We start from the raw sequence: 20,954 nt of genomic DNA on the forward strand, positions 1-20,954 counted from the left end.
GCCCGCTCCTGCACGCCACCTGTGCCGCCCATGTTGGCGCCGCCGCGGCACTCGCCTTCGCACCCCAGGCCTGGCCGGCCGCGCTGGGCGCGGTGGTGCTCAGCCATGCCGCACTGACCGCCGCCGGGTTGTGGCCGCGCAGCAGATTGCTGGGGCCGAACTGGTCCCGCCTGCCGGAAAGCGCGATCCGCCGTGGTGAAATCGCCATCACCATAGACGACGGCCCCGACCCTGAAGTGACCCCCGCAGTGCTGGACCTGCTGGACGCCGCCGGCGCCCGCGCCACCTTCTTCTGCATCGGCGAACAGGCGGTGGCCCACCCCGGGCTGGTGAAGGAAATCGTGCGCCGCGGCCATGCGGTGGAAAACCACTCCCAGCACCACCGCCATCACTTCTCGCTGTTCGGCCCGCGCCGGCTGGAGTCGGACATCCTCGCCGCGCAGATGCTGTTCCGCACCCTAACCGGCCACACGCCCTGTTTCTTCCGCGCCCCCGCCGGCCTGCGCAACCCCTTCCTCGAGCCCATCCTGGCCCGCCAGGGGCTGCTGCTGGCAAGCTGGACCCGGCGCGGCTTCGACACCCGCGAAAGCCGTGCGGATGTCGTGCTGCAACGCCTGACCCAGAACCTCGCCGCCGGCGACATCCTGCTGCTGCACGACGGCCACGCCGCGCGCGGCGCCAGTGGTCGGCCGGTCATCCTCGACGTCCTGCCTGCGCTGCTGCAACGCATCGCCACCGCCGGCCTCCAGCCCGTTACCCTGCGCAACACCCTGCAATGACGTCCTCTTTCCGCAAGCGGCTGCTGGATGCCGCCACCGCCCCCTATCGCCCCGCCGGCCGCTTCGCCTGGCATTTCGCCCGTGGCAAGCTGGGCCGCGACCCGGTATTCACCGGCATCCTCGCCCACGGCCTGCTGCCGGCGCAGGCGCACATCCTGGACCTGGGCTGTGGCCAGGGGCTGCTGTCCAACTGGATCACTGCCGCCGGCCGCCTGCACGCCGCTGGCGACTGGCCGTCCACCTGGCCGGCACCGCCGACGCTGGCCGGCTACCGTGGCATCGAACTGATGCAGAACGATGTGGACCGCGCCGGCCCGGCGCTGCCCGCCGGCGCGGTGGTGGAGCAAGGCGACATCCGCCACAGCGACTTCGGTCGGCCCAACGCGGTGGTCATCCTCGACTCCCTGCACTACGTCACCCTGCCCGAACAGGAGGCGGTGCTCGCCCGTGCCCGCGACGCCCTCGCCCCCGCCGGCACGCTGGTGATGCGGGTGGGCGACGCCGGCGGCGGCCTGCCCTTCAAGCTCAGCAACTGGGTGGACCGCCTCGTCACCTTCATCCGCGGCCACCGCCTCGGCACCCTCTACTGCCGGCCGGTGGCCGACTGGCAGCGCAGCCTGGAGCAACTCGGCTTCCAGGTGCAGATACTGCCGATGAGCCACGGCACCCCCTTCGCCAACACCATGCTGATCGGCCGCCTCGGCGGCTGAAGCGCCGCCGCGATGCAGCGTGGCTGACAGCACGCCGATCGCTGCCGGAGCCACCACAACCAGCCTTTCCGCGCGGGCAGACACGCCCGCCGGGCTGGCCTCAAACCCCCGGAGCCGGCTGGCATCCGGGTTAGAATCCGCCCCATTCACCCTGGATTTCACCGCTTGAGCCCGCTCGCCCTTTCCCGCTACACCGCCACCAGTTGTCTCGGCGCCGGCCTGGCCGCCACCCGGGCAGCGCTGGCCGCCGGCCGCAGCGGACTCATTCCCTGCGATTTCGAGACGGTCGCGCTGGACACCTGGATAGGCCGCGTTGCCGGGGTCGAGGATGCCGCCCTGCCGACACAGCTGGCCGCCTACGACTGCCGCAACAACCGCCTGGCCCTGCTCGGCCTGCAGCAGGATGGCTTCCTCGACGCCGCCCGCGAAGCCGTCGCCCGCTACGGCGCCCACCGGGTGGCGGTGCTGCTGGGCACCAGCACCTCCGGCATCCTGGAAACCGAGCTCGCCTATCGCCAGCGCGATCCGGCCAGCGGCGCGCTGCCGGCGGGTTTCAACTACCGCGGCACGCACAACATCTACTCGGTGGCGGAATTCACCCGTGAGCTGACCGGTGCCCACGGCCCGGCCTGGGTCAGCTCCACCGCCTGCTCCTCCAGCGCCAAGGTCTTCGCCAGCGCCGCGCGGCTGATCGAGGCCGGGTTGGTGGATGCAGCCATCGTCGGCGGCGTCGACTCGCTGTGCCTGACCACGCTGTACGGTTTCAACTCGCTGGAGCTGGTCGCCGCCGAACCCTGCCGGCCCTACGACGCCGCGCGCAAGGGCATCTCCATCGGCGAGGCCGCCGCCTTCGCGCTGCTGGAGCGCCCCTCCGCCGCGGCGGACGGCAACGCCGTGCTGCTGCTCGGCAGTGGCGAATCCAGCGACGCCTACCACATGTCCTCGCCGCATCCCGAAGGCCGCGGTGCCTGCCAGGCGATGGAGCAGGCGCTCGCCAGCGCGGCGCTGGCAGCGGACGCCATCGACTACATCAACCTCCACGGCACCGGCACCCCCAGCAACGATGCCGCCGAGGGCAAGGCAGTGCAGGCCCTGTTCGGCGACCGCGTGCCCGCCAGCTCCACCAAGGGCGCCACCGGCCACACCCTGGGCGCGGCCGGCGCGCTGGAAGCGGTATTCAGCGCCCTCGCCCTGGCCGACGGCCTGATCCCTGGCAGCCCCGGCACCCGCGCCCTCGATCCGGCGCTGGCGCTGCGCTATGAATGCAGGCCGCGGCAGGCGCCGCTGCGGCATGTGCTGAGCAATTCCTTCGGCTTCGGCGGCACCAACTGCAGCCTGCTGTTCGGCCGGCTCGCCGCAGTGGAGGGCACCCGCTGATGACGCTCTACCAGCCCCTGTCCGCCCACATCGCCGGCATCGGCGTGCTCGGCCCCGGCCTGGCCGACTGGGCCGCCGCCCGCGCGGTGCTCGCCGGTGCGCCGTGGACACCAAGCGCCACGCCCATGCCAGCGCCCGAAAGCCTGCCGCCGGCGGAACGCCGCCGCGTCGGCAACGTCGTCCGCCTGGCGCTGGCCGTCGGCATGCAGGCCGCCAGCGCCGGCGGCGCCGACGCCGCCACACTGGCGACGGTATTCGCCTCCTCCGGTGGCGACGGCGCCAACTGCCACGCCATCTGCGAAGCACTGGCGAGCGGCGACCGGCTGATCTCGCCCACCCGCTTCCACAACTCGGTGAACAACGCCGCCTCCGGCTACTGGGGTATCGCCACCGGCGCGCAGGCCGCGTCCACCATCGTCTCCGCCTACGACGGCAGCTTCGCCGCCGGGCTGGTGGAAGCGCTCTCCCAGCTGCGCGCCAGCGCCGCGCCGGTGCTGCTGATCGCCTACGACCTGCCCTACCCGGAGCCGCTCGCCGCCGCCCGGCCGCAGGGCGCAGCCTTCGCCACTGCGCTGCTGCTGACGCCGGACAGCCACGGCGCCCAGGCGTTGCCGCGCCTCGCCCTGGCCGGCTTCACCTGCTGCGCCTGCGACAGCCTGCCCGACCCGGCGCTGGACGCCCTGCGCCGCGACGTGCCCGCCGCCCGCGCGCTGCCGCTGCTCGCCCGCATGGCGCGCGGCGAGGCCGGCACCAGCGTGCTCGAATACCTGGACGGCCTGGCGCTGGCGGTGGATGTGACGCCATGACGCCACCCGACAGCCAAGCCGGTACCGCCGCGCTGGACCACGCCTGGATCGCCGCGCATGTGCCGCACCAGGGCAGCATGTGCCTGCTGGACGCGGTGGAGAGCTGGAGCCCGGAGCGCATCCGTTGCCGCGCGGTGAGCCACTGCGACCCGGCCAACCCGTTGCGCGCCGGTGGCCGCCTGGGCGCGCTCACCGGCATCGAATACGCCGCCCAGGCGATGGCGGTGCATGGCGCGCTGCGCGCCGGCGGCGAGGCCTGCGCCTCCTCCCGCCCCGGCATGCTGGGCAGCGCCCGCGCGGTGGAATGCCTGGTCAGCCGGCTGGACGACATCGCCGACGATCTGCAGGTGGAAGCGGAATGCCTGTCCGCCGACGACCGCGCCCTGCTCTACGCCTTCACCCTCTCCGCCGGCGGCCGGCCGCTGCTGCGCGGCCGCGCCTCGGTGGTGCTGAGCGCGGCCTGAACCACCTGCGGCCCGCGCCCATAACGACAAAGCAAGCAACACAGGAACGCCACATGAACAAACGCGCCCTGGTCAGCGGCGGCAGCGGCGGCATAGGCCGCGCCATCTGCCGCCGCCTCGCCGAAGATGGCCTGCACGTCCTGGTGCACGCCAACCGCAAGCTCGCCGCCGCCGAAGCGGTGGCGGAAGACATCCGCCAGGCCGGCGGCAGCGCCGAGGCCATCGCCTTCGACCTCACCGACGCCGCCGCCACCGCCGCCGCGGTGGAAACCCTGCTCGCCGCCGGGCCGGTGCAGGTACTGGTGAACAACGCCGGCGTGCATGACGACGCGGTGTTCCCCGGCATGTCCGCCACCCAGTGGCACAGCGTGATGGACGTGAGCCTCAACGGCTTCTTCAACCTCACCCAGCCGCTGACGCTGCCCATGGTGCGCACCCGCTGGGGCCGCATCATCAACATCACCTCGGTGGCGGCGCTGGCCGGCAACCGCGGCCAGGTGAACTACGCCGCCGCCAAGGGCGCGCTGCATTCGGCCACCAAGTCGCTGGCGCTGGAGCTGGCCAGCCGCGGCATCACGGTGAATGCGGTGGCGCCGGGGATCATAGACACCGCGATGAGCGAAGGCGCTTTCGATGCCGACGCAGTTAAGCGGCTGGTGCCGCTGGGCCGCGCCGGCCAGCCACAGGAAGTGGCCGACCTGGTCGCCTTCCTCGCCTCGCCGCGCGCCGCCTACATCACCGGCCAGATCATCTCGATCAACGGCGGCATGATCTGAGGCCCGGTGCGGCGATCTGCGCCGCGCCCGCCGCTCTCCCCCAACCCGATTGCCCTGCCCGGCCGCATTCTCCCGCCCGGGCCCGAACCCCGAGGACACCCGATGAGCCAGACCGCCGACGCCCTGCACGCCGTGGCCGTGCATCGCAGCGAGGCACTGCTGTTCTTCACCCTGCTGCAGTTGGCCATCATCATCCTCGCCGCCCGCGCCGGCGGCGCGCTGGCGCTGCGCTGCGGCCAGTCGCCGGCGGTGGGCGAGATCATCACCGGCATCCTGCTCGGCCCTTCGCTGTTCGGCTGGCTGGCGCCGGATCTCTTCGCCCTGGTGTTCCGCAGCGCCTCCGGCGAGCCCATGCAGATCCTGTCGCAGATCGGCCTGCTGCTGCTGATGTTCCAGATCGGCCTGGAGTTCGACTTCGGCCACCTGCGCGAGCGCAAGCACCAGCGCACCGTGCTGTGGGTGGCCGGCGCCGGGCTGGCGCTGCCCTTCGCGCTCGGCCTGGGCTTCGGCTGGTACACCGCGCCGCTGCTGGCGCCTCCCGGCGTGTCGCCACTGGCGGCGGGGCTGTTCGTCGCCACCGCTTTTTCCATCACCGCGCTGCCCATCCTCGGCCGCATCATGATCGAGTTCCAGCTCAGCCGGACGGCGCTGGGCGTGATCGCGATCAGTGCGGCGGCGATCAACGATGTGGTCGGCTGGCTGCTGCTGGCGCTGGTGTCCACGCTGGCGGTGTCCCACTTCGAGCCGCTGGCCTTCGCCACCAAGGTGGCGCTGGTGCTGGCCTTCTTCGCCTTCGCCTGGCTGGTGCTGCGGCCGCTGGTGAAGCGCCTGGTGCGGCACGCCCGCCCCGGCCGCGGCCGCTTCCCGCCCAACCTGATGGGCGCACTGCTCGCGCTGATCTTCCTCGCCGGCATGACCACCTACCAGTTGGGCATCTTCGCCATCTTCGGCGGCTTCCTGATGGGGGTGATCCTGCACGACGAGCACGAACTGCGCGAAGCCTGGAACATCCGGGTGGGCCACTTCGTCACCGTGTTCTTCCTGCCCATCTTCTTCACCTACACCGGCCTGCGCACCGACGTCGGCAGCCTGGATTCGGCCGCCGCCTGGGGCTGGTGCGCGCTGGTGGTGGCGCTGGCCACGGCGGGCAAGTTCGGCGGCTCCTACCTCGCCGCCCGCCGCTGCGGCCTGGGCCACCACGAGGCCAGCCTGCTCGGCGTCATGATGAACACCCGAGCGCTGATGGAGCTCATCGTGATCAACGTCGGCTACGACCTCGGCGTGATCTCGCAGCAAGTCTTCACCATGCTGGTGATCATGGCCATCGTCAGCACGGTGGTGACCACGCCCTGCCTGCGCCTGTGGCTGCCGCGCATCGGCCATTCGCTGCCGCCGGCGGTGCGCGAATGAAACCCTCGCGTGGCAGACTGCGGCCCCCGCATTCGGCAAAATAGCGGGGCGCGGCTGAATTCGCCGCCACGCGACACGTCAAAAGCCCATTGCGCCGCAGCCGCTCCGGTTGCGGCCAGGCCCAACGATCAGGAACAGACATGCCCAAGGTTTTCATCGACGGCGAAGCCGGCACCACCGGCCTGCAAATCCGCGAACAGCTGCAGCAGATGCCGCAGCTCGAACTCGTCTCCATCGCCCCCGAACTGCGCAAGGACGTCGCCGCCAAGCGCGAACTGATGGCTGGCGTGGACCTGGTGATCCTCTGCCTGCACGACGATGCGGCGCGCGAATCGGTGGCGTTGATCGACGGCCTGCAAGGCAAGCGCCCGCGCATCATTGACGCCTCCACCGCCCACCGCGTCGCCCCGGGCTGGGTGTACGGCTTCCCTGAGCTGGTGCCCGGCCAGGCGGAGGCGGTGGCGAAGGCGGAGCGCGTCGCCAACCCCGGCTGCTACGCCACCGGCGCCATTGCGCTGCTGCGCCCCTTGGTGGATGCCGGCCTGCTGCCCAAGGACTTCCCGGTTGCGCTGCCTTCGGTGAGCGGCTACTCCGGCGGCGGCCGGCCGATGATCGAGGCCTACGAGGCCGGCACCGCGCCGCTGTATGAGAGCTACGCGCTGGGCCTCAAGCACAAGCACATCCCGGAAATCATGCAGTACGCCGGCCTGAGCTGCCGCCCGCTGTTCATTCCGGCGGTGGGCAACTTCCGCCAGGGCATGCTGGTGAACCTGCCGCTGCACCTGGACGCCCTGCCCGGCAAGCCGACCGCCGCCGATCTGCAGGCCGCCTACGCGGCGCATTACGCCAGCAGCAACACCGCGGAGAACTTCGTGAAGGTGCTGCCGGCGACCGAGGACGGCAAGCTGGACGCGCTGGCGCTGAACAACACCAACCAGCTGGAGATCCGCGTGTTCGCCAACGAGGCGGAGCGCCATGCCGTCGCCATCGCGCGGCTGGACAACCTCGGCAAGGGCGCCAGCGGTGCGGCGGTGCAGAACCTCAAGCTGATGCTGGGGCTCTGAGCGCGCTTCCCGCCTCCCGGCTAATCCGCAGCAAGCAGGACCAAGGCGGCGCCCGGCGAGGCGCCGCCGGCCTTTCAGCCGCCGCCCAGGCGGCGTAGCAGCAGCAGCGGCAGGCGCAGCAGGAAGCCGAGGAAGAGACGGGTGTGCATCCAGGTCAGCAGGGTGTTGTCGCGCAGGTAGTTGAAGTGCGACACGCCGCCCTCCTCCGCGCTGAAGTACTTCACCGGCGCATCCACATTCACCGGCCGCACACCGCGCCAGGCCAGGCGCACCACCGCTTCCGGATCGAAGTCGAAGCGGCGCATCCAGCGCTGGCCCCGCATCACCTTCTGCAGCGGCGCGATGGGATAGACGCGGAAGCCGTACAGCGAATCGCCTATGCCCACCCACAGCGTCTCCAGGTTGGCCCAGGCGTTGGACACCTTGCGCCCGCGCACCCGCAGCAGCGGCGCGCTGGCGTCGAACACCGGCCGGCCGAGGATCATGCGCGCCGGCGCGGCGGCCGATTCAGCCATGAATTGCGGAATGAGCCCGGCCGGATGCTGGCCGTCGGAATCCATCGTCAGCGCATGGGTGTAACCCAGGCGCGCCGCCTCGTCCAGGCCGTGCAGCACCGCCGCGCCCTTGCCGCGGTTGTGCGGCAACACCAGCACCCGCAGGCCGGCGTCCTCCCCGGCCATGCGCTGCAGTTCCTCGGCGGTGCCATCGGTGCTGCCATCCACCACCACCCACACCGGATTCCACTGCGCGCGCGCCGCCATCACGGTATCGAACACCTTGGGCCCCGGGTTGTAGCTGGGGATGAGCACCAGGTGGGTGGCGGACGGCGAGGGAGTGGCGGTGGAACGCATGACGGACAGGGAAGGTGCGACGGCCGGCGAGGGTACCCGATTCAGCCGGGCTGGAACACCGGCGGCACCAGCTCGGCCTGGGCCAGTTCGGCGCGGAAATAGGCGTCCAGCTCGGCCACGAAGCCGGCGGTTTCGGTGGCGGGCGGAAAACGACGGCCGACGCGCACCCGGTAGCGGATAGGCATGGGCGGGCGGCGGAACAGCGGCCAGCCCTTGGCGAGGTAGGCGGAGTCGGTTTCGATGATCAGCGTCTGCACCGGCACCCCGGCCCGGCGGGAGATCAGCGCCACGCTGGGCAGCAGGGGATTGAGCGGCGCGGCTGCGGTGCGGGTGCCTTCGGGGAAGATCAGCAGCTGGCTGCCGGCGGCAAGATCCTCGCAGGCCGCCATCACCATGCCCAGCGGCTTGCCATTGGGAATGTAGCGCGCCAGCCGGGCACCGGCGCCGAGGAAGAGGTTCTTCATCAGCGCCGCCTTCATCACGCAGGCGACGTCCGGCAGGCGGGAGATCACCATCACCGCGTCCAGCAGGCAGGGATGGTTGGGCGCGAGGATGAGCGGCCCGGCATCGCGCAGCGCGTCCACCCCCTCGAACTCGAAGCGGCAGGCGCCCAGGGCGGAGAGGATGAAGAGGTAGAAGCGGAAGGCGGCGGTGATGACGCCGCGCCCCAGCCTGCGCCCCAGCCTCGCCGGCAGCAGCGGATGCAGCACGATGGCGAAGGGCAGCCAGGCAAGACAGAGCAGGCCGAGCGCGCCCAGGCCGGCGTAGAGACAGAAGTAGGCATACCAGCCGGGCAGCGCGCGCTTCATCGGCGCCCCCCGGACGGCAGGGCGAAGGCGTACCCGCCTTGTCCCGACGGCTGGCGCGCCGCGGGACCCTGCGGCAGCATTTCAGTCATTCACCTGCACCCGGGTGGCGGACTCGCCGATGATCCAGGCGACCGCGAAGCCGGCCGCCCAGCTCTGGTCTCGCTTCACCAGCGGGCTGTCGTCGAAGACCGCCCCGCGCAGGTTGTCGTAACGCACGAAGGCACCCACCCAATAGTTGTCGTAGCGCTTGGACAGGGCGGCAAGGAACTGGCTGCCGCCGTAGCCGCCCTTGGCGCGATAGGCCTCGCGGGTGGGCGTGGCGTACTCGGGGGCGACGTCGTAGAAGTAGCGGTGCTGGCGGGCATCGCCGAACACCGGGCCGGCCAGCAGGCCGAGGTTCCAGCCGTGCTGGCCGAGGGGGTCGCGCAGGTCGAGGTTGAGGGTCGGTGTGGATACCAGGCCGACGCGCCTCACGCCGCCGATGACCGCGTAGGCGGCCCGCACCGGCAGGCGGAAATCCAGCTTGGCGCTACGGTCGGACGCGCGCCACAGGGTGAGGTCCAGCGAAGGGCCGAACTCCACCGTGGGTTTGAGGTCCGGCATGCCGCGGCGGGCCTTGTTACCGTCGCTGTCCACCGGCACCGAGGCGGCGGCGCTGAAGTTGAGCTCCACGCGATCACTCTCGAAGAACACGCCGCGCACGCCGTCGCGGTCGGCCTTGAGGAACTCGCCGCGATAGACCACGTAGGGCGCCGGCAGCACATAGGTGCTGCGCTCGTCAGCACCGCGATAGTCGGGGAAAGATACCGCGCCCACACCCAGGCCGAGCTCCCACAGCGGGCGCTCGGCCGCGACCGCCGCGCCGGCGGCCGCCACCCCCAGGACCGTCAGCAGGAGGCGGGAAAAACGGCGGGCGCTTGAACTCATCGACAACGGAACTCCATCGGGTGGCCGCCGCTGGCCTCGATCTCGACTAGCAGGTCGGCGCGGCAGACGTCGGCCTGGACATAGGCAATCGCGGCATCGACACCCAGGCGGCGCTCCACTTCGGCGCGAACCAGCGGCAGATCCTGCGGCCGGCGCAGGTAGGCGACGTAAGCCAGCGCTTCGGCACGGAAACCGGCTTCGGGCGCCAACCGTGCGACCTCGGCCAGCAGGGCGTCGACGTTGGCCAGGGTTTCGCGCGTCTGGGCGACGACGTCGCCGGCATGCAGGCTGCGGTGGCCGACGATGCTGGCTGTGCCGGACACGAAAAGCAAGCGCTGGCCGCCCTGGCGGGCCAGCGTGGCGCGGGCGAACGTGGGGCTGCGCCGGCCGTACTCCGGCGGATAGTCGTAGGCCGCCACCTGGCGCGGGTTCTCCACCGCCAGGGCCGGCTGCGTTGCCGCCAGGAAGGCGATCGCCAGCGGCCCGCCGCCGACGCCCAGCGCACAGGCGGCCGGCACCTCGCCGGCAAACGTGCGGCCGTGGGCGGCGAAGGCAGCCTGGCGGCCGGCGTTGAACTGGCGGTAGCGCTCCTCGCCGCCTTCTTCCGCGTTGATATGCGGCAGGTAGTTCCAGACGCGCAGCAGATGAGGGTGGGCCAGCGCATCCAGGGCACCGAACAGTTCGGCATAAGCGAGCCCGGCGGCACACTGCAGCCTGGCCTGCGTGGCGCCTGCAAGCGTGGCGGCCTCGTCCCATTCATCCTCGGCGACGGTCACCACCCCGAACAGCAGGCCGCCGGCGCAGCGGTAACTCACCCGGCCGTGGCGGCCTGCGCGCACCGGGGCTGGGCTGCGCCAGGCGGCCAGCCAGGGCCGCGCCGGCGCCAGCGCGGGCGTCATCACCTGCAGGATGGGCGCGTCAGCAGCAGGCTTGCCGGCGGGGGCAGCGCCGAATACCAGGGCGCCGAGGTCATGCGCATCCAGCGCCACATCCGGCGCCAGCGGCCAGTGCAACTGCAAAGCCGGGGCCGACACGCTGGCCCCGTGTTCCATTACGGCAGCCGTCATGCGCCAGCGGCCATGCCGTCATCCACAGGCTGGATGTTGCGCCTGCGCATGCGCCAGGCCGCCAGGGTCCGCCGCCAGTTGCCGATCGCGTTCACGTAGTAGATGGTCTTGAACGCCGCCAGGGAGAAGCGGATAGGCACGCGGCCGTAGATGTCGCCGGCCAGCAGCGAGATCAGCGCGTTCTTGACCCGCAGCGGGTTGCGCGGCCCCATGAAGAGGTCGCGCATGGTGGGGCTGGTCATGCGGTAGATGAACCAGGAGAACTCCCGCGGCCCGAGGCGGATGCCCTTGTCGAAGCGCGCCAGCGCGGCGTGGGACTTGGCCGGCTCGCGCAGGCAGGTATCCACCGCGTCGGCGCCGAAGAAGGCGCTCTGCATCGCCAGCATGACGCCGGAGGAGAACACCGGGTCGATGAAGGCGTAGGCGTCGCCCAGCAGGATGTAGCGGTCGCCGTGGGTATGGTCGGTGGTGTAGGAGAAGTTGCCGGTGGCCTCGGGCGCGGCCATCAGCGTGGCCTCCGCCAGCCGCTCCGCCAGCGGCGGGCACAGGGCGATGGTGTCGAGCAGGAAGCGCTCCAGCGTGCGGCCGTTGCGCTGCTTCATGTAGTAGGGCCAGGTGACCGCGCCCACGCTGGTGGCGCCATCGGCCAGCGGAATGAACCAGAACCAGCCGTGCTCGAACCAGTAGATGCTGATGTTGCCTTCCGCCTCGCCGCAGTTGCGCTTGGCCCCATCGAAGTGGCCGTACAGCGCCGAGCTGTTGTGCTTCGGGTTGCGGTGCTTGGCGCGCAGGCGGTTGGCGATGAAGGTGTCGCGGCCGGAGGCGTCGATGACGAAGCGGGCGTTCCACTGCTGGCGGCGGCCGTCCTCATGCTCGGCCTGCACCACCGCGCCGTCGCCGACGAAGTCCACTTCCTTGACGCGGCAACCCTCCACCACGGTGGCGCCCTTGCGCGCCGCGTTGCGGATCAGCACGTGGTCGAAATCGGAGCGGCGCACCTGGTAGGCGTAGGGCAGGTGGTCGTCCCAACCTTCGGCGAAGTGAAAGACCTGCTTGCAGTCGTGATGCGGCGAAACGAACTCCGCGCAGTGCTTCACCATGCCGATGGCGCGGATCTCGTCCGCCACGCCCAGCTTCTCGAACAAGGGCAGGTTGGCGGGCAGCAGCGACTCACCGATGTGGAAACGCGGATGGTGGGACTTCTCCAGCAGCGTCACCGCGTGGCCGCGCTGGGCGAGCAGCGCGGCCACGGTGGAGCCGGCAGGGCCGCCGCCGATCACCAGCACGTCGCAGCCCAGCGGCGCCGAGGCCTCCACCGCCGTGCCCGACCCCCGCGAGAAGGGCGCTCCGGCCACGGTGCTCATTTCTTGTACTCGATCAGCGGCAGCGACATGGGATGGGCGGCGATGTTCTTCACCCGGCCCTGCTTGTCCCATTCCACCTGGTATTCATCGAAGCTGGAACGCCAGTAGCGCCAGACGGGCGCGTCCAGCGAGGGGTTCTCGTTGGTCAGCGGATAGCCGACCGACATGATCACCTGCTCCTTGGTCATGCCCTTCATCAGCTGGCCGGCCTTGATCGCCTCCTGCACCGCCTTCGGGTAACTCGCCAGCTTCAGCTTGGGATCTTCGGTGACCACCAGCTTGGACACCCACTTCTCGGTGCTTTCCTGCTCGCGGCCATAGTCCTGGCCGAGGCGGAAGGGCTTGCCGTTCATGTCCACATGGGCGCGGTAACGGCCGTATGACAGCACCTTGACCGGCGTGCCGGCGGGCACCATCGGCAGGCCGGCGTAGTTGGAGTCGCTGATCCAGTCGCCTTCATGGTGCAGGTTGCAGCAGGTGTAGCCCTGCTGCAGCGGCGCAGCCGGCGTCGTCTCCAGGGTCTTGCACGCCCCCAGGGCCAGCGTCGCCGCCAGCACGGTAAAGCCCGTCTTCATTCCCTTCGCAACACTGCCGATCATGAAAAGTTCCCCCTGGGTAGCTGGTTTTTTCCGACCGCCGACTATACCGCAGCCGCATAGCAGGGGGAATGACGGCCCGGGCGTCACCCCAGCGTTGGCAGGAACAGGCTTTCCTTGACCTCTTCCATCACCACATAGCTGCGCGACTCAGCCGCCGCCGGCAGCTTCAGCAGGATGTTGCCGAGCAGGCGGCGGTAGTCCGCCATCTCGCCCAGCCGGGCCTTGATGAGGTAGTCGAAGTCGCCGGACACCAGGTGGCACTCCATCACCTCCGGCACGAACTGCAGCTCCTTCTTCACCCGGTCGAAGACATCGTTGGACTTGGCCGACAGCTTGATCTCGACGAACACCAGCAGCGGCACGCCCAGCGCATGCGGATCGACACGGGCGTAGTAGCCGGTAATGACCCCATCGCGCTCCAGCCGCCGCACTCGCTCGGCGCAGGGGGTGGCGGAGAGGCCGACGCGCTGCGCCAGTTCGGTGACCGCGATGCGGCCCTCACGCTGCAGGATGTCCAGGATCTTGCGGTCGGTGCGGTCGAGTTCGCGCATTCCCCTCTCTCCATCCGGCCAGACCGGCGCTTTCAGTTATAAGCGCCAAATCCTAGCAGCACTTCAGCGAAAAACACTGGCTGACGGCGTCTAGACTTAAGTAATTCAATTCACGCTTGTCGCAGGAGTTTTCCCATGCATGTGATCGTGCTCGGCAGCGGTGTGGTCGGCACCACCACCGCGTGGTATCTCGCCAACCATGGCCTGCGTGTCACCGTGCTGGACCGCCAGCCCGGCCCCGCCCTGGAAACCAGCTACGGCAACGCCGGCCAGGTTTCCCCTGGCTATTCCACTCCCTGGGCCGCCCCCGGCATTCCGCTGAAGGCCCTGAAGTGGCTCACCCAGCGCCATGCGCCGTTCGCCCTGCGCGCCGACGGCAGCCTGTTCCAGCTGCGCTGGATGCTCGCCATGCTGCGCAACTGCCGCGCTGACCGTTACGCCGAAAACAAGGCGCGCATGATGCGGCTGGCCGAATACAGCCGCGACTGCCTGCGCGAACTGCGCGCCGCCATCGACCTGCACTACGAGGAACGCGCGCTGGGCACGCTGCAGCTGTTCCGCAGCGCCGAGCAGCTCGAAGCCGCCGGCCGCGACGTAGCGGTGCTGGCCGAGCTGGGCGTGCCCTACCAGTTGCTGGACCGCGACGGCGTCGCCGCCGCCGAGCCGGCGCTGGCGCGGATGCGCGACAAGTTCACCGGCGGCCTGCGCCTGCCCAACGACGAAACCGGCGACTGCCACCTCTTCACCCGGCGCCTCGCCGAGCGCGCCCAGGCGCTGGGCGTGGAATTCCGCTACGGCGTGGACATCCAGGGCCTCGCCAGCGACAGTCGCGCACTGCGCGGCGTGCGCCTGGCCAGCGGCGAGGTGCTGAGTGCCGACCGCTACGTGCTCGCCCTCGGCAGCTACTCCCGTGCCCTGGCCGGGCCCTTGGGGCTGGACCTGCCGGTGTATCCGGTGAAGGGCTACTCCCTCACCGTGCCGCTCACCGATGCCGAGGCCGCGCCGGTTTCCACCGTGCTGGACGAAACCTGGAAGATCGCCCTCACCCGCTTCGACCAGCGCCTGCGGGTGGGCGGCATGGCCGAGCTGGCCGGCTACGACCTCAGCCTCGACCCGCGCCGCCGCGAAACCCTGGAGAGGGTGGTGCGCGACCTCTTCCCGGATTGCGGCGACCTGCCCGCCGCCGAATTCTGGACCGGGCTGCGGCCGATGACACCGGACGGCACGCCCATCGTCGGCGCCACCGTCTGGCCGGAGCTCTACCTCAACACCGGCCACGGCACCCTGGGCTGGACCATGGCCTGCGGCTCCGGCCGGGTGGTGGCCGACCTCGTCGCCGGCAAGCGCCCCGCCATCCGCCACGACGATCTCGCTTTCGCCCGTTATGGCAAAGTAGCGTCCGCGGGCCGCCGTTCCATGGGCCTCTCGCCCGTCTGATCCACGCTCACGCCCGTCCTTTTCTCCCAACGCCGGTCCATCGCGGGCCGGCTCTAGACGCTTCCAGCTCCATGCGCCCCGCCCTCGCCCGTATCGACCTCGACGCCCTCCGCCACAACTACCGCCTTGCCCGCCAGCGCCACGGCGGCCGCGCCCTCGCCGTGATCAAGGCCAACGCCTATGGCCACGGCGCGGTGCGCTGCGCCCGGGCACTGGCGGACCAGGCGGACGGCTACGCGGTGGCCTTCCTGGACGAAGCGCTGGAACTGCGCGCCGCCGGCATCACCCAGCCCATCCTGTTGCTGGAAGGCGTGTTCGATGCCGCCGAGCTCGCAGCCGTCGCCGAGCATGGGCTGTGGCAGGTGGTGCATCACGAAGACCAGATCCGCATGCTGGAAGCCGCGCCGCTGGCCGCGGCCCTGCCGGTGTGGCTGAAGGTGAACAGCGGCATGAACCGCGCCGGCTTCGTCGGCCCGGCGGTGGCGCAGGCCTGGCAGCGCCTGCAGGCCAGCGGCAAGGTAAGCGACATCACGCTCATGACTCACTTCGCCCGCGCCGACGAGCCGCAGGTGATCGCCACCGCCGAGCAACTCGCAGAATTCGACGCCGCCACCCGCGAGCTGCCCGGCCCCCGCAGCCTGGCCAACTCCGCCGCGGTGCTGGGCTGGCCGGACGCCCACCGCGACTGGGCCCGCCCCGGCATCCTGCTCTACGGCGCCGACCCGATGCCGACGGAGGGCAATGGGCTTCGCCCGGTAATGACGCTGGAGAGTGCGGTGATCGCGGTGCGTGAAATCCAGCCCGGCGCCCCGCTGGGCTACGGCGCCCGCTTCGTCGCCGCCCAGCGCACCCGCATCGGCCTGGTCGCCATGGGCTATGCCGACGGCTATCCCCGCACCGTGCCCGACGGTACGCCGCTCACGGTGGACGGCCAGCCCAGCCAGCTGATCGGCCGGGTATCCATGGATATGCTGACGGTGGACCTCACCCATCTGCCCGCCGCCGGCATCGGCAGCCGGGTTGAGCTGTGGGGCAAAGAGGTGCCGGTGAACCGCATCGCCGCGGCGGCCAACACCATCTCCTATGAGCTGCTGTGCAATGTGAAGCGGGTGGGCTTCCGGTACGAGGGCGGAGAGGCCTGAGTTCAGCGCTGCCGTCCGGCAAGTGATGAGGCGCACGCCGTTTTCTGGGCCCCTTCTCGCGCGGATGCGGCTGAGGCCTGGAAACGACGCTGCCGATCCACTCCGCAGGCACGACAACACCCGCGGCCTGAAAACCGTGGCCAGCGCTGGCAGCGATACCAAGGACACTTCAGCACGGCGCCCGCGGATGCGCTGAGCATGCCGGAGGCGCGCCGTAAGGCCCTCTCCACTCGCAGCGAGAGCTGGAAGAGGAAGCGCCTCGCAGGGGCGGCGCGTTCAGCTCCGCAAGCGCAACCCCTGCTCCCAGCCCTGCGCGCCACATGGCCTTCTGGCAGGCGACACAGTGCTTCGTTTTTCCACCCACAGCCGCAAGGACGAAAACCTCGCCGGCATCCCCCCGCACCTGCCTCGCCGCCAAAAGCCGCACGCGTCCGCCTCACCCCAGCCGCAGCCCCGGCGTCGCCACCATCATCAGCGCATCCAGCTCGAAGCTGCAGTCCGCCGCCACCGCGTGGCGCTGCTTCACCTCCGCCGGCGCCAGCGACCACAGGTGGCGTATCGCCTCCACCGCCACCGGCGGCGTGCGCATGCGGGTGATCCAGGGCTCGAAGGCGATCGGCAGCCGCCACAGCCAGGCATCGCCGCGCTCGAAACCGGCGGCGTCCAGCATCGCCCTCCAGGCTGAAGGCGTGTGATTGCGCACATGGGAAGGATCGCGCAGCAATTCGATGCCCTGCAGCCAGGTGTCGCACAGGGGCTCCTCGGCGCCGGCAATGTCGATCAGCAGGAACACGCCGTCGGGCTTCAGCACCCGGCGGATCTCGGCCAGCGCGGCCGGCACGTCGCGCCAGTGGTGGGCGCTCATGCGGGTGATCACCGCGTCGAAACCGGCATCGGCGAAAGGCAGCAGATCGGCCGCCGCCTGCCGGGTATGCAAGTTGGCGTAGCCGCGCTCGTGGGCGGCCTCGGCAACCACCGCCAGCATGTCCGCCGACAGGTCGGTGGCCCACACCTCCTCCGCCACCGGCGCGGCGGCAAAGCTGGCATGGCCGCCGCCACAGCCGATGTCCAGCACCCGCCCACGCGGACGCGCGCCCAGCAGCGCCGCCAGCCGCTCCAGGTCCTGGCCGCGGGCGTGCACCGCGCTTTCCAGATAGGCGCGGGCGGTGGCGCCGAACTGCTGGCTGACGAGGGTTTCATGGGCTTGCATGGCTGCTCCTGGATATCTGCCGACAATGGCGAGGCCACTGTATGGCGCCATTTATCCGGGTACAAGATGGCAATTTATCCTGGTATAAATACCGCTCCGCTTGCCTACTGCCTTGCTCCGGAACATGACTGCCGACAGCGCCATCCCCACCGAACTCGGCGCCTTCCTGCGCCGTCACCGCGAACGCCTCGGCCCGGCGGCGGCCGGCCTGCCGGAAGGGCGCCGGCGGCGCACACCCGGCCTGCGCCGCGAAGAAGTCGCCCAGCTCGCCGGCCTTAGCCCCACCTGGTACACCTGGCTGGAACAGGGGCGGGCAGTGTCACTGTCGCCACGGGCGCTGGCCGGCATCGCCGATGCGCTCCAGCTGTCACGGGCGGAGCGCATCCACCTGTTCGATCTGGCGGGCCGTCGCGATCCCTCACCGCCGGCCGTGGCCGAACTGCCGCCAGAACTGCTGGACAGCGTGCAGCTGATCGCCGGCCCGGCTTATGTGCTGGATGCCGCGTGGAATGCGCTGGCCTTCAATGGTGCGGCGGCGGACCTGTTCGTTGGCTGGCTGGACAGGCCGGCGGCGGGCGGCCACAACCTGCTGCGCAGCATGTTCCTGTCGCCGGCGCTGCGCGAACTGGTGGCGGACTGGCCGCACCGCGCCGCCCGGCTGGTGGCCGAGTTCCGCGCCCACAGCGGCCGCCACCGGGAGAACGCGGCGGCGATGGCGGTGGTGGAGGAACTGCTGGCCGTCAGCCCGGACTTCCAGCGCTACTGGGAAGCGCAGGAGGTGGAAGAGCGGGAAGGTGGGCTGCGCGCCTTCCTGCATCCACGACGCGGCCGGCTGTGCTATCGCCAGCTCACGCTGGCCCCGGCCACCGCGCCGGAACTGCTGCTGGTGATGCTGCTGCCGGCCTGAGGCGCAGGCGGGCCCGGCATCCAGGCAGCGGCCTTGTGCAAGCTCCGGGCGGCCCTATCGGAACCGGCTGCGCGCAGGGCCGCTGGAAAAGCCCGCCGGGGCGGAGCCGAGGCGCGCAGGATACGCGCCGCACCTTGCCGGCTATTGGCCCGCCTTGCGATTGCGGCGCGGGAGCCAGCGAGCACCGGGGCGGCACGCGGGCTCATGACGGCCCCCGCCGGAGTGCGAGCGCCCCGCCGCCGTTTGGCATGCGCACCGTGGCACGGCGGCCGCGCCTGCCCCCTGAACGGCAAGAGGCTCCCGCAGGAGCCTCTTCTTCATTGCACCGGGGGCAAGCCCTACTCTCGCATCTGGTCGATCACCAGCGCCACGCCAGTGGTGTCCGGCGCCAGGCCGGCCATGCGGCCTTCCAGGTCGCCCGGGCCGCCGCTGGGATTGCCGCTCTTGGCGACGCGGGCAGCCAGCGTGACCTTGGGCGGCACCGGGCTGTCGCCGGCCATGCGCGGCACGCCGGAGAAACTGAAGTCGCGCGGTAGTTCGCCGGCGGTGAAGCGCAGCGCCGCCAGCGGCGCGCCGCCGGCTTCGCCACGGACGAAGACGAAGACCACGTCATCCGCCTTCACCTTGTCGGCCAGCGCCGGCGCCAGCGCGAGGCGGCCGGAGAGGCTGAGCTCGCCCTGGCCGGCGGCAGCGGCCGGCGCGGCGGGAGCCGCAGGCGCCGACAGCGGCGGCAGGCCGCCCTTGGCACGGGCGTCGTTGATGCCTTCCAGCAGCGAGGCGATCACCGGATCGCCCGGCGGCACGGTGGCGAGGATGCGTTCCCAGTGCGCCGAAGCGCCGGCATAGTCGCCACGCTGATAGGAGGCGGTGCCGGCCAGCAGGCGCGACTTCGGGTGGCCGGGGTCCAGCTCCAGCGCGCGCTTGGCGATCTGCTCCGCCTCGCCGGCGACGCTGCGGTCGCGGGCGGCGACCACGTCCGCCCAGTCGGCCAGCAGGTCCGGATCGTCCTTCACCCGCTCGGCCACATGGGCGTAGGCGGCGGCGGCCTTGGCATAGTCCTCCAGCACCACGTAGGAGCGGGCCAGCATGCTCCAGCCCTCGACGTTGTCCGGCTCCTTCTCCATGCGCTCGGCCAGGGTGTTCACCATGCCGGCGATCTGCTGCGGATCGAACTGCTGTTCGCCGGCGATCTGGCGCGGGTCCAGCCCGGCCGGGTTGCCGAGGATGAGATAGACCGCAGCGGCCATCACCGGCACGCCGATGGCCACCACCACCGCCCAGTAGCGCGATGGCGCGGCCACCAGCGTGGAGGCGCCGGCCTCGCCCTCGTCCAGCGCACGGCGCTCCAACTCGTCGCGGCTGCGGCGGTAAGTGGCTTCGTCCATGCGGCCGGCTGCATGCTCGGCTTCGAGATCGGCGAGTTGCTCGCGCAGCACCACCAGCGCGGTTTCGGCCTGGCCGGCGTCGGCATCCGCCGGAACGGCGGCCTGCTTGCGGCCGCTGCGGAACAGGGGCGGCAGCAGCAGCAGCAGTGCAACGCCGACCAGAACGGCGGCGCCGACGATGAAGGGCAACAGGGTAGACAATTCGGCGCTCACGAACGGGGTTCCTTGGAGGAAGGCGGTACGGCGGCATTGCCGGCGAGCAGCTCGCGGGCGCGGCGGTGCTCCGCTTCGGACAGGGTCACTGCGGCTTCGCGTTCGCGGCTGCGCAGGCGTATCGCCAACCAGCCGGCGCCGGCCAGCAGCAGCGCCGCGGGGCCCAGCCACAGCAGCAGCGTGGTGGCCTTGAAGGGCGGCGCGTAGAGCACGAAATCGCCATAACGGGCGACGAGGTAATCCACCACCTCGTTCTCGCTGCGGCCGGCAGCGAGTTGCTCGCGCACCTGGTCACGCAGATCCACCGCCAGCGGCGCGTGGGATTCGGCGATGGACTGGTTCTGACACACCAGGCAACGCAGCTTGTGGGAGAGGTCCAGCACCCGCGCTTCCAGCGCCGGGTCGGCGACCAGCGGCTTGGCGGTGGGCGCATCCGCGGCAAAGGCAGCGGCGACGAGCAGACAGCCCCCGATGAAGGCGGCGCCACGCAGCGCCCGCAGGAAACGATCAGCCGGCACGCTTCAGCTCCTCGATCTTGGGCAGCAGCACTTTTTCCAGCGACTCCGGCGTGATCGGGCCGATGTGCTTGTAGCGCACGCTGCCGCGCTGGTCGATCAGGAAGGTTTCGGGCACGCCATAGACGCCGAAGTCGATGCCGACGCGGCCATCCAGGTCCAGCACCGACAGCTTGTAGGGATCGCCGTGGGCGGAGAGCCAGCCGCGCGCCCGCTCCACCGCCATCGCCAGCTCCTGCTCGGGCGCCAGGCGGCGGGCGTCGATGGCGCCGTCGCCGCGCACTTCCTTGTAGTTGAGGCCGACCACCGGCACCACCTGGCGGCGGGCGAGATCGACCAGCACCGGGTGCTCCTGCCGGCAGGCCACACACCAGGAAGCCCAGACGTTGAGCAGCCATACCTGGCCGCGCATTTCCTCCAGGCCGAAGCGCTGGCTGTTGTCGTCCAGGCGGGCGAGGCTGAAGGCGGGCGCCGGCTTGTCGATCAGCGGCGAGGGCACTTCGCGCGGGTCCAGCCGCAGGCCGAAGGCGAGGAAGCCGACCAGCACCAGGAACAACGCCAGGGGAACGAGAAACTTGGCTTTCATGACGA

22 protein-coding genes are annotated in these 20,954 nt (G+C 70.8%); 11 read left to right on the forward strand and 11 right to left on the reverse strand.

Features of this window, described 5'->3' with window-relative positions; translation table 11 throughout:
* From GRF61_RS15670 to argC, 8 genes are all read left to right on the forward strand, one after another.
* On the forward strand, nt 1–779 hold a 779-nt coding region (locus GRF61_RS15670; protein WP_169151569.1), incomplete at its 5' end, for a polysaccharide deacetylase family protein.
* Nucleotides 776–1,489: a class I SAM-dependent methyltransferase gene (locus tag GRF61_RS15675; protein ID WP_169151570.1), complete on the forward strand. Its 714-nt coding sequence runs from the start codon at nt 776–778 to the stop codon at nt 1,487–1,489. The genes GRF61_RS15670 and GRF61_RS15675, both read left to right, overlap by 4 nt.
* A gap of 165 nt (nt 1,490–1,654) precedes the next feature.
* Nucleotides 1,655–2,866: a beta-ketoacyl-[acyl-carrier-protein] synthase family protein gene (locus GRF61_RS15680; protein WP_169151571.1), complete on the forward strand. Its 1,212-nt coding sequence runs from the start codon at nt 1,655–1,657 to the stop codon at nt 2,864–2,866.
* Nucleotides 2,866–3,672 (forward strand): beta-ketoacyl synthase chain length factor, encoded by an 807-nt coding sequence (locus GRF61_RS15685; RefSeq protein ID WP_169151572.1) that lies wholly within the window; start codon nt 2,866–2,868, stop codon nt 3,670–3,672. The genes GRF61_RS15680 and GRF61_RS15685 overlap by 1 nt, the downstream gene beginning before the upstream one ends.
* Nucleotides 3,669–4,136 (forward strand): 3-hydroxylacyl-ACP dehydratase, encoded by a 468-nt coding sequence (locus GRF61_RS15690; protein ID WP_169151573.1) that lies wholly within the window; start codon nt 3,669–3,671, stop codon nt 4,134–4,136. The genes GRF61_RS15685 and GRF61_RS15690 overlap by 4 nt, the downstream gene beginning before the upstream one ends.
* 53 nt (nt 4,137–4,189) lie before the next feature.
* Complete coding sequence (gene fabG, locus GRF61_RS15695) at nt 4,190–4,912, forward strand: 3-oxoacyl-ACP reductase FabG (protein ID WP_169151574.1); 723 nt, start codon at nt 4,190–4,192, stop codon at nt 4,910–4,912.
* 102 nt (nt 4,913–5,014) lie between these two features.
* Nucleotides 5,015–6,322 carry a cation:proton antiporter gene (locus GRF61_RS15700; protein ID WP_169151575.1) on the forward strand — a complete coding sequence of 436 codons (1,308 nt, stop codon included), beginning with the start codon at nt 5,015–5,017 and terminating at the stop codon, nt 6,320–6,322.
* Nucleotides 6,323–6,462: 140 nt separating this feature from the next.
* Complete coding sequence (gene argC, locus GRF61_RS15705; RefSeq protein WP_169151576.1) at nt 6,463–7,386, forward strand: N-acetyl-gamma-glutamyl-phosphate reductase; 924 nt, start codon at nt 6,463–6,465, stop codon at nt 7,384–7,386.
* Between the two features lie 74 nt (nt 7,387–7,460).
* Here argC and GRF61_RS15710 read toward each other — a convergent pair whose 3' ends face one another.
* From GRF61_RS15710 to GRF61_RS15740, 7 genes are all read right to left on the reverse strand, one after another.
* Nucleotides 7,461–8,237 (reverse strand): glycosyltransferase family 2 protein, encoded by a 777-nt coding sequence (locus GRF61_RS15710; protein ID WP_169151577.1) that lies wholly within the window; start codon nt 8,235–8,237, stop codon nt 7,461–7,463.
* Nucleotides 8,238–8,278: 41 nt separating this feature from the next.
* Nucleotides 8,279–9,046 carry a lysophospholipid acyltransferase family protein gene (locus GRF61_RS15715; protein WP_169151578.1) on the reverse strand — a complete coding sequence of 256 codons (768 nt, stop codon included), beginning with the start codon at nt 9,044–9,046 and terminating at the stop codon, nt 8,279–8,281.
* Between the two features lie 81 nt (nt 9,047–9,127).
* Complete coding sequence (locus GRF61_RS15720; RefSeq protein ID WP_169151579.1) at nt 9,128–9,973, reverse strand: MipA/OmpV family protein; 846 nt, start codon at nt 9,971–9,973, stop codon at nt 9,128–9,130.
* A complete protein-coding gene (locus tag GRF61_RS15725; RefSeq protein WP_169151580.1) occupies nt 9,970–11,040 on the reverse strand; it encodes a hypothetical protein in 1,071 nt (356 codons plus the stop codon). Before GRF61_RS15725 ends, GRF61_RS15720 begins: the two co-directional genes overlap by 4 nt.
* Nucleotides 11,037–12,404 carry an NAD(P)/FAD-dependent oxidoreductase gene (locus GRF61_RS15730; RefSeq protein WP_169151581.1) on the reverse strand — a complete coding sequence of 456 codons (1,368 nt, stop codon included), beginning with the start codon at nt 12,402–12,404 and terminating at the stop codon, nt 11,037–11,039. Before GRF61_RS15730 ends, GRF61_RS15725 begins: the two co-directional genes overlap by 4 nt.
* Nucleotides 12,401–13,003: a hypothetical protein gene (locus GRF61_RS15735; RefSeq protein WP_211166008.1), complete on the reverse strand. Its 603-nt coding sequence runs from the start codon at nt 13,001–13,003 to the stop codon at nt 12,401–12,403. Before GRF61_RS15735 ends, GRF61_RS15730 begins: the two co-directional genes overlap by 4 nt.
* A gap of 83 nt (nt 13,004–13,086) precedes the next feature.
* On the reverse strand, nt 13,087–13,554 hold the full coding sequence (locus GRF61_RS15740) for a winged helix-turn-helix transcriptional regulator (RefSeq protein WP_169151582.1): 468 nt from the start codon (nt 13,552–13,554) through the stop codon (nt 13,087–13,089).
* Between the two features lie 135 nt (nt 13,555–13,689).
* Between GRF61_RS15740 and GRF61_RS15745 the strand changes: the two genes are divergently transcribed.
* Entirely contained in the window at nt 13,690–14,991 is a 1,302-nt protein-coding gene (locus tag GRF61_RS15745) for a D-amino acid dehydrogenase (protein WP_169151583.1), read from the forward strand.
* 71 nt (nt 14,992–15,062) lie between these two features.
* Nucleotides 15,063–16,133, forward strand: a complete 1,071-nt coding sequence (gene alr, locus GRF61_RS15750; RefSeq protein WP_169151584.1) for an alanine racemase — start codon at nt 15,063–15,065, stop codon at nt 16,131–16,133.
* A 436-nt stretch (nt 16,134–16,569) separates the two neighbouring features.
* Here the strand turns inward: alr and GRF61_RS15755 are convergent, their stop codons facing one another.
* Nucleotides 16,570–17,343, reverse strand: a complete 774-nt coding sequence (locus tag GRF61_RS15755) for a class I SAM-dependent methyltransferase (RefSeq protein WP_169151585.1) — start codon at nt 17,341–17,343, stop codon at nt 16,570–16,572.
* Nucleotides 17,344–17,467: 124 nt separating this feature from the next.
* Here GRF61_RS15755 and GRF61_RS15760 point away from each other — a divergent pair, with 124 nt between their 5' ends.
* Nucleotides 17,468–18,250, forward strand: a complete 783-nt coding sequence (locus tag GRF61_RS15760; RefSeq protein ID WP_169151586.1) for a helix-turn-helix transcriptional regulator — start codon at nt 17,468–17,470, stop codon at nt 18,248–18,250.
* Between the two features lie 338 nt (nt 18,251–18,588).
* Here GRF61_RS15760 and ccmI read toward each other — a convergent pair whose 3' ends face one another.
* Genes ccmI through GRF61_RS15775 form a run of 3 tightly spaced genes read right to left on the reverse strand, consistent with a single transcriptional unit; the run spans nt 18,589 to nt 20,949 of the window.
* Nucleotides 18,589–19,848, reverse strand: a complete 1,260-nt coding sequence (ccmI, locus tag GRF61_RS15765; RefSeq protein WP_348982412.1) for a c-type cytochrome biogenesis protein CcmI — start codon at nt 19,846–19,848, stop codon at nt 18,589–18,591.
* Nucleotides 19,845–20,309: a cytochrome c-type biogenesis protein gene (locus GRF61_RS15770; RefSeq protein WP_282447231.1), complete on the reverse strand. Its 465-nt coding sequence runs from the start codon at nt 20,307–20,309 to the stop codon at nt 19,845–19,847. Before GRF61_RS15770 ends, ccmI begins: the two co-directional genes overlap by 4 nt.
* 46 nt (nt 20,310–20,355) lie before the next feature.
* Nucleotides 20,356–20,949, reverse strand: coding sequence for a DsbE family thiol:disulfide interchange protein (locus GRF61_RS15775; protein ID WP_133594379.1), 594 nt, complete (start codon nt 20,947–20,949; stop codon nt 20,356–20,358).
* Nucleotides 20,950–20,954: the final 5 nt, after the last annotated feature.

This window comes from Azoarcus sp. TTM-91 (assembly GCF_012911025.1).
Lineage (GTDB): Bacteria > Pseudomonadota > Gammaproteobacteria > Burkholderiales > Rhodocyclaceae > Azoarcus.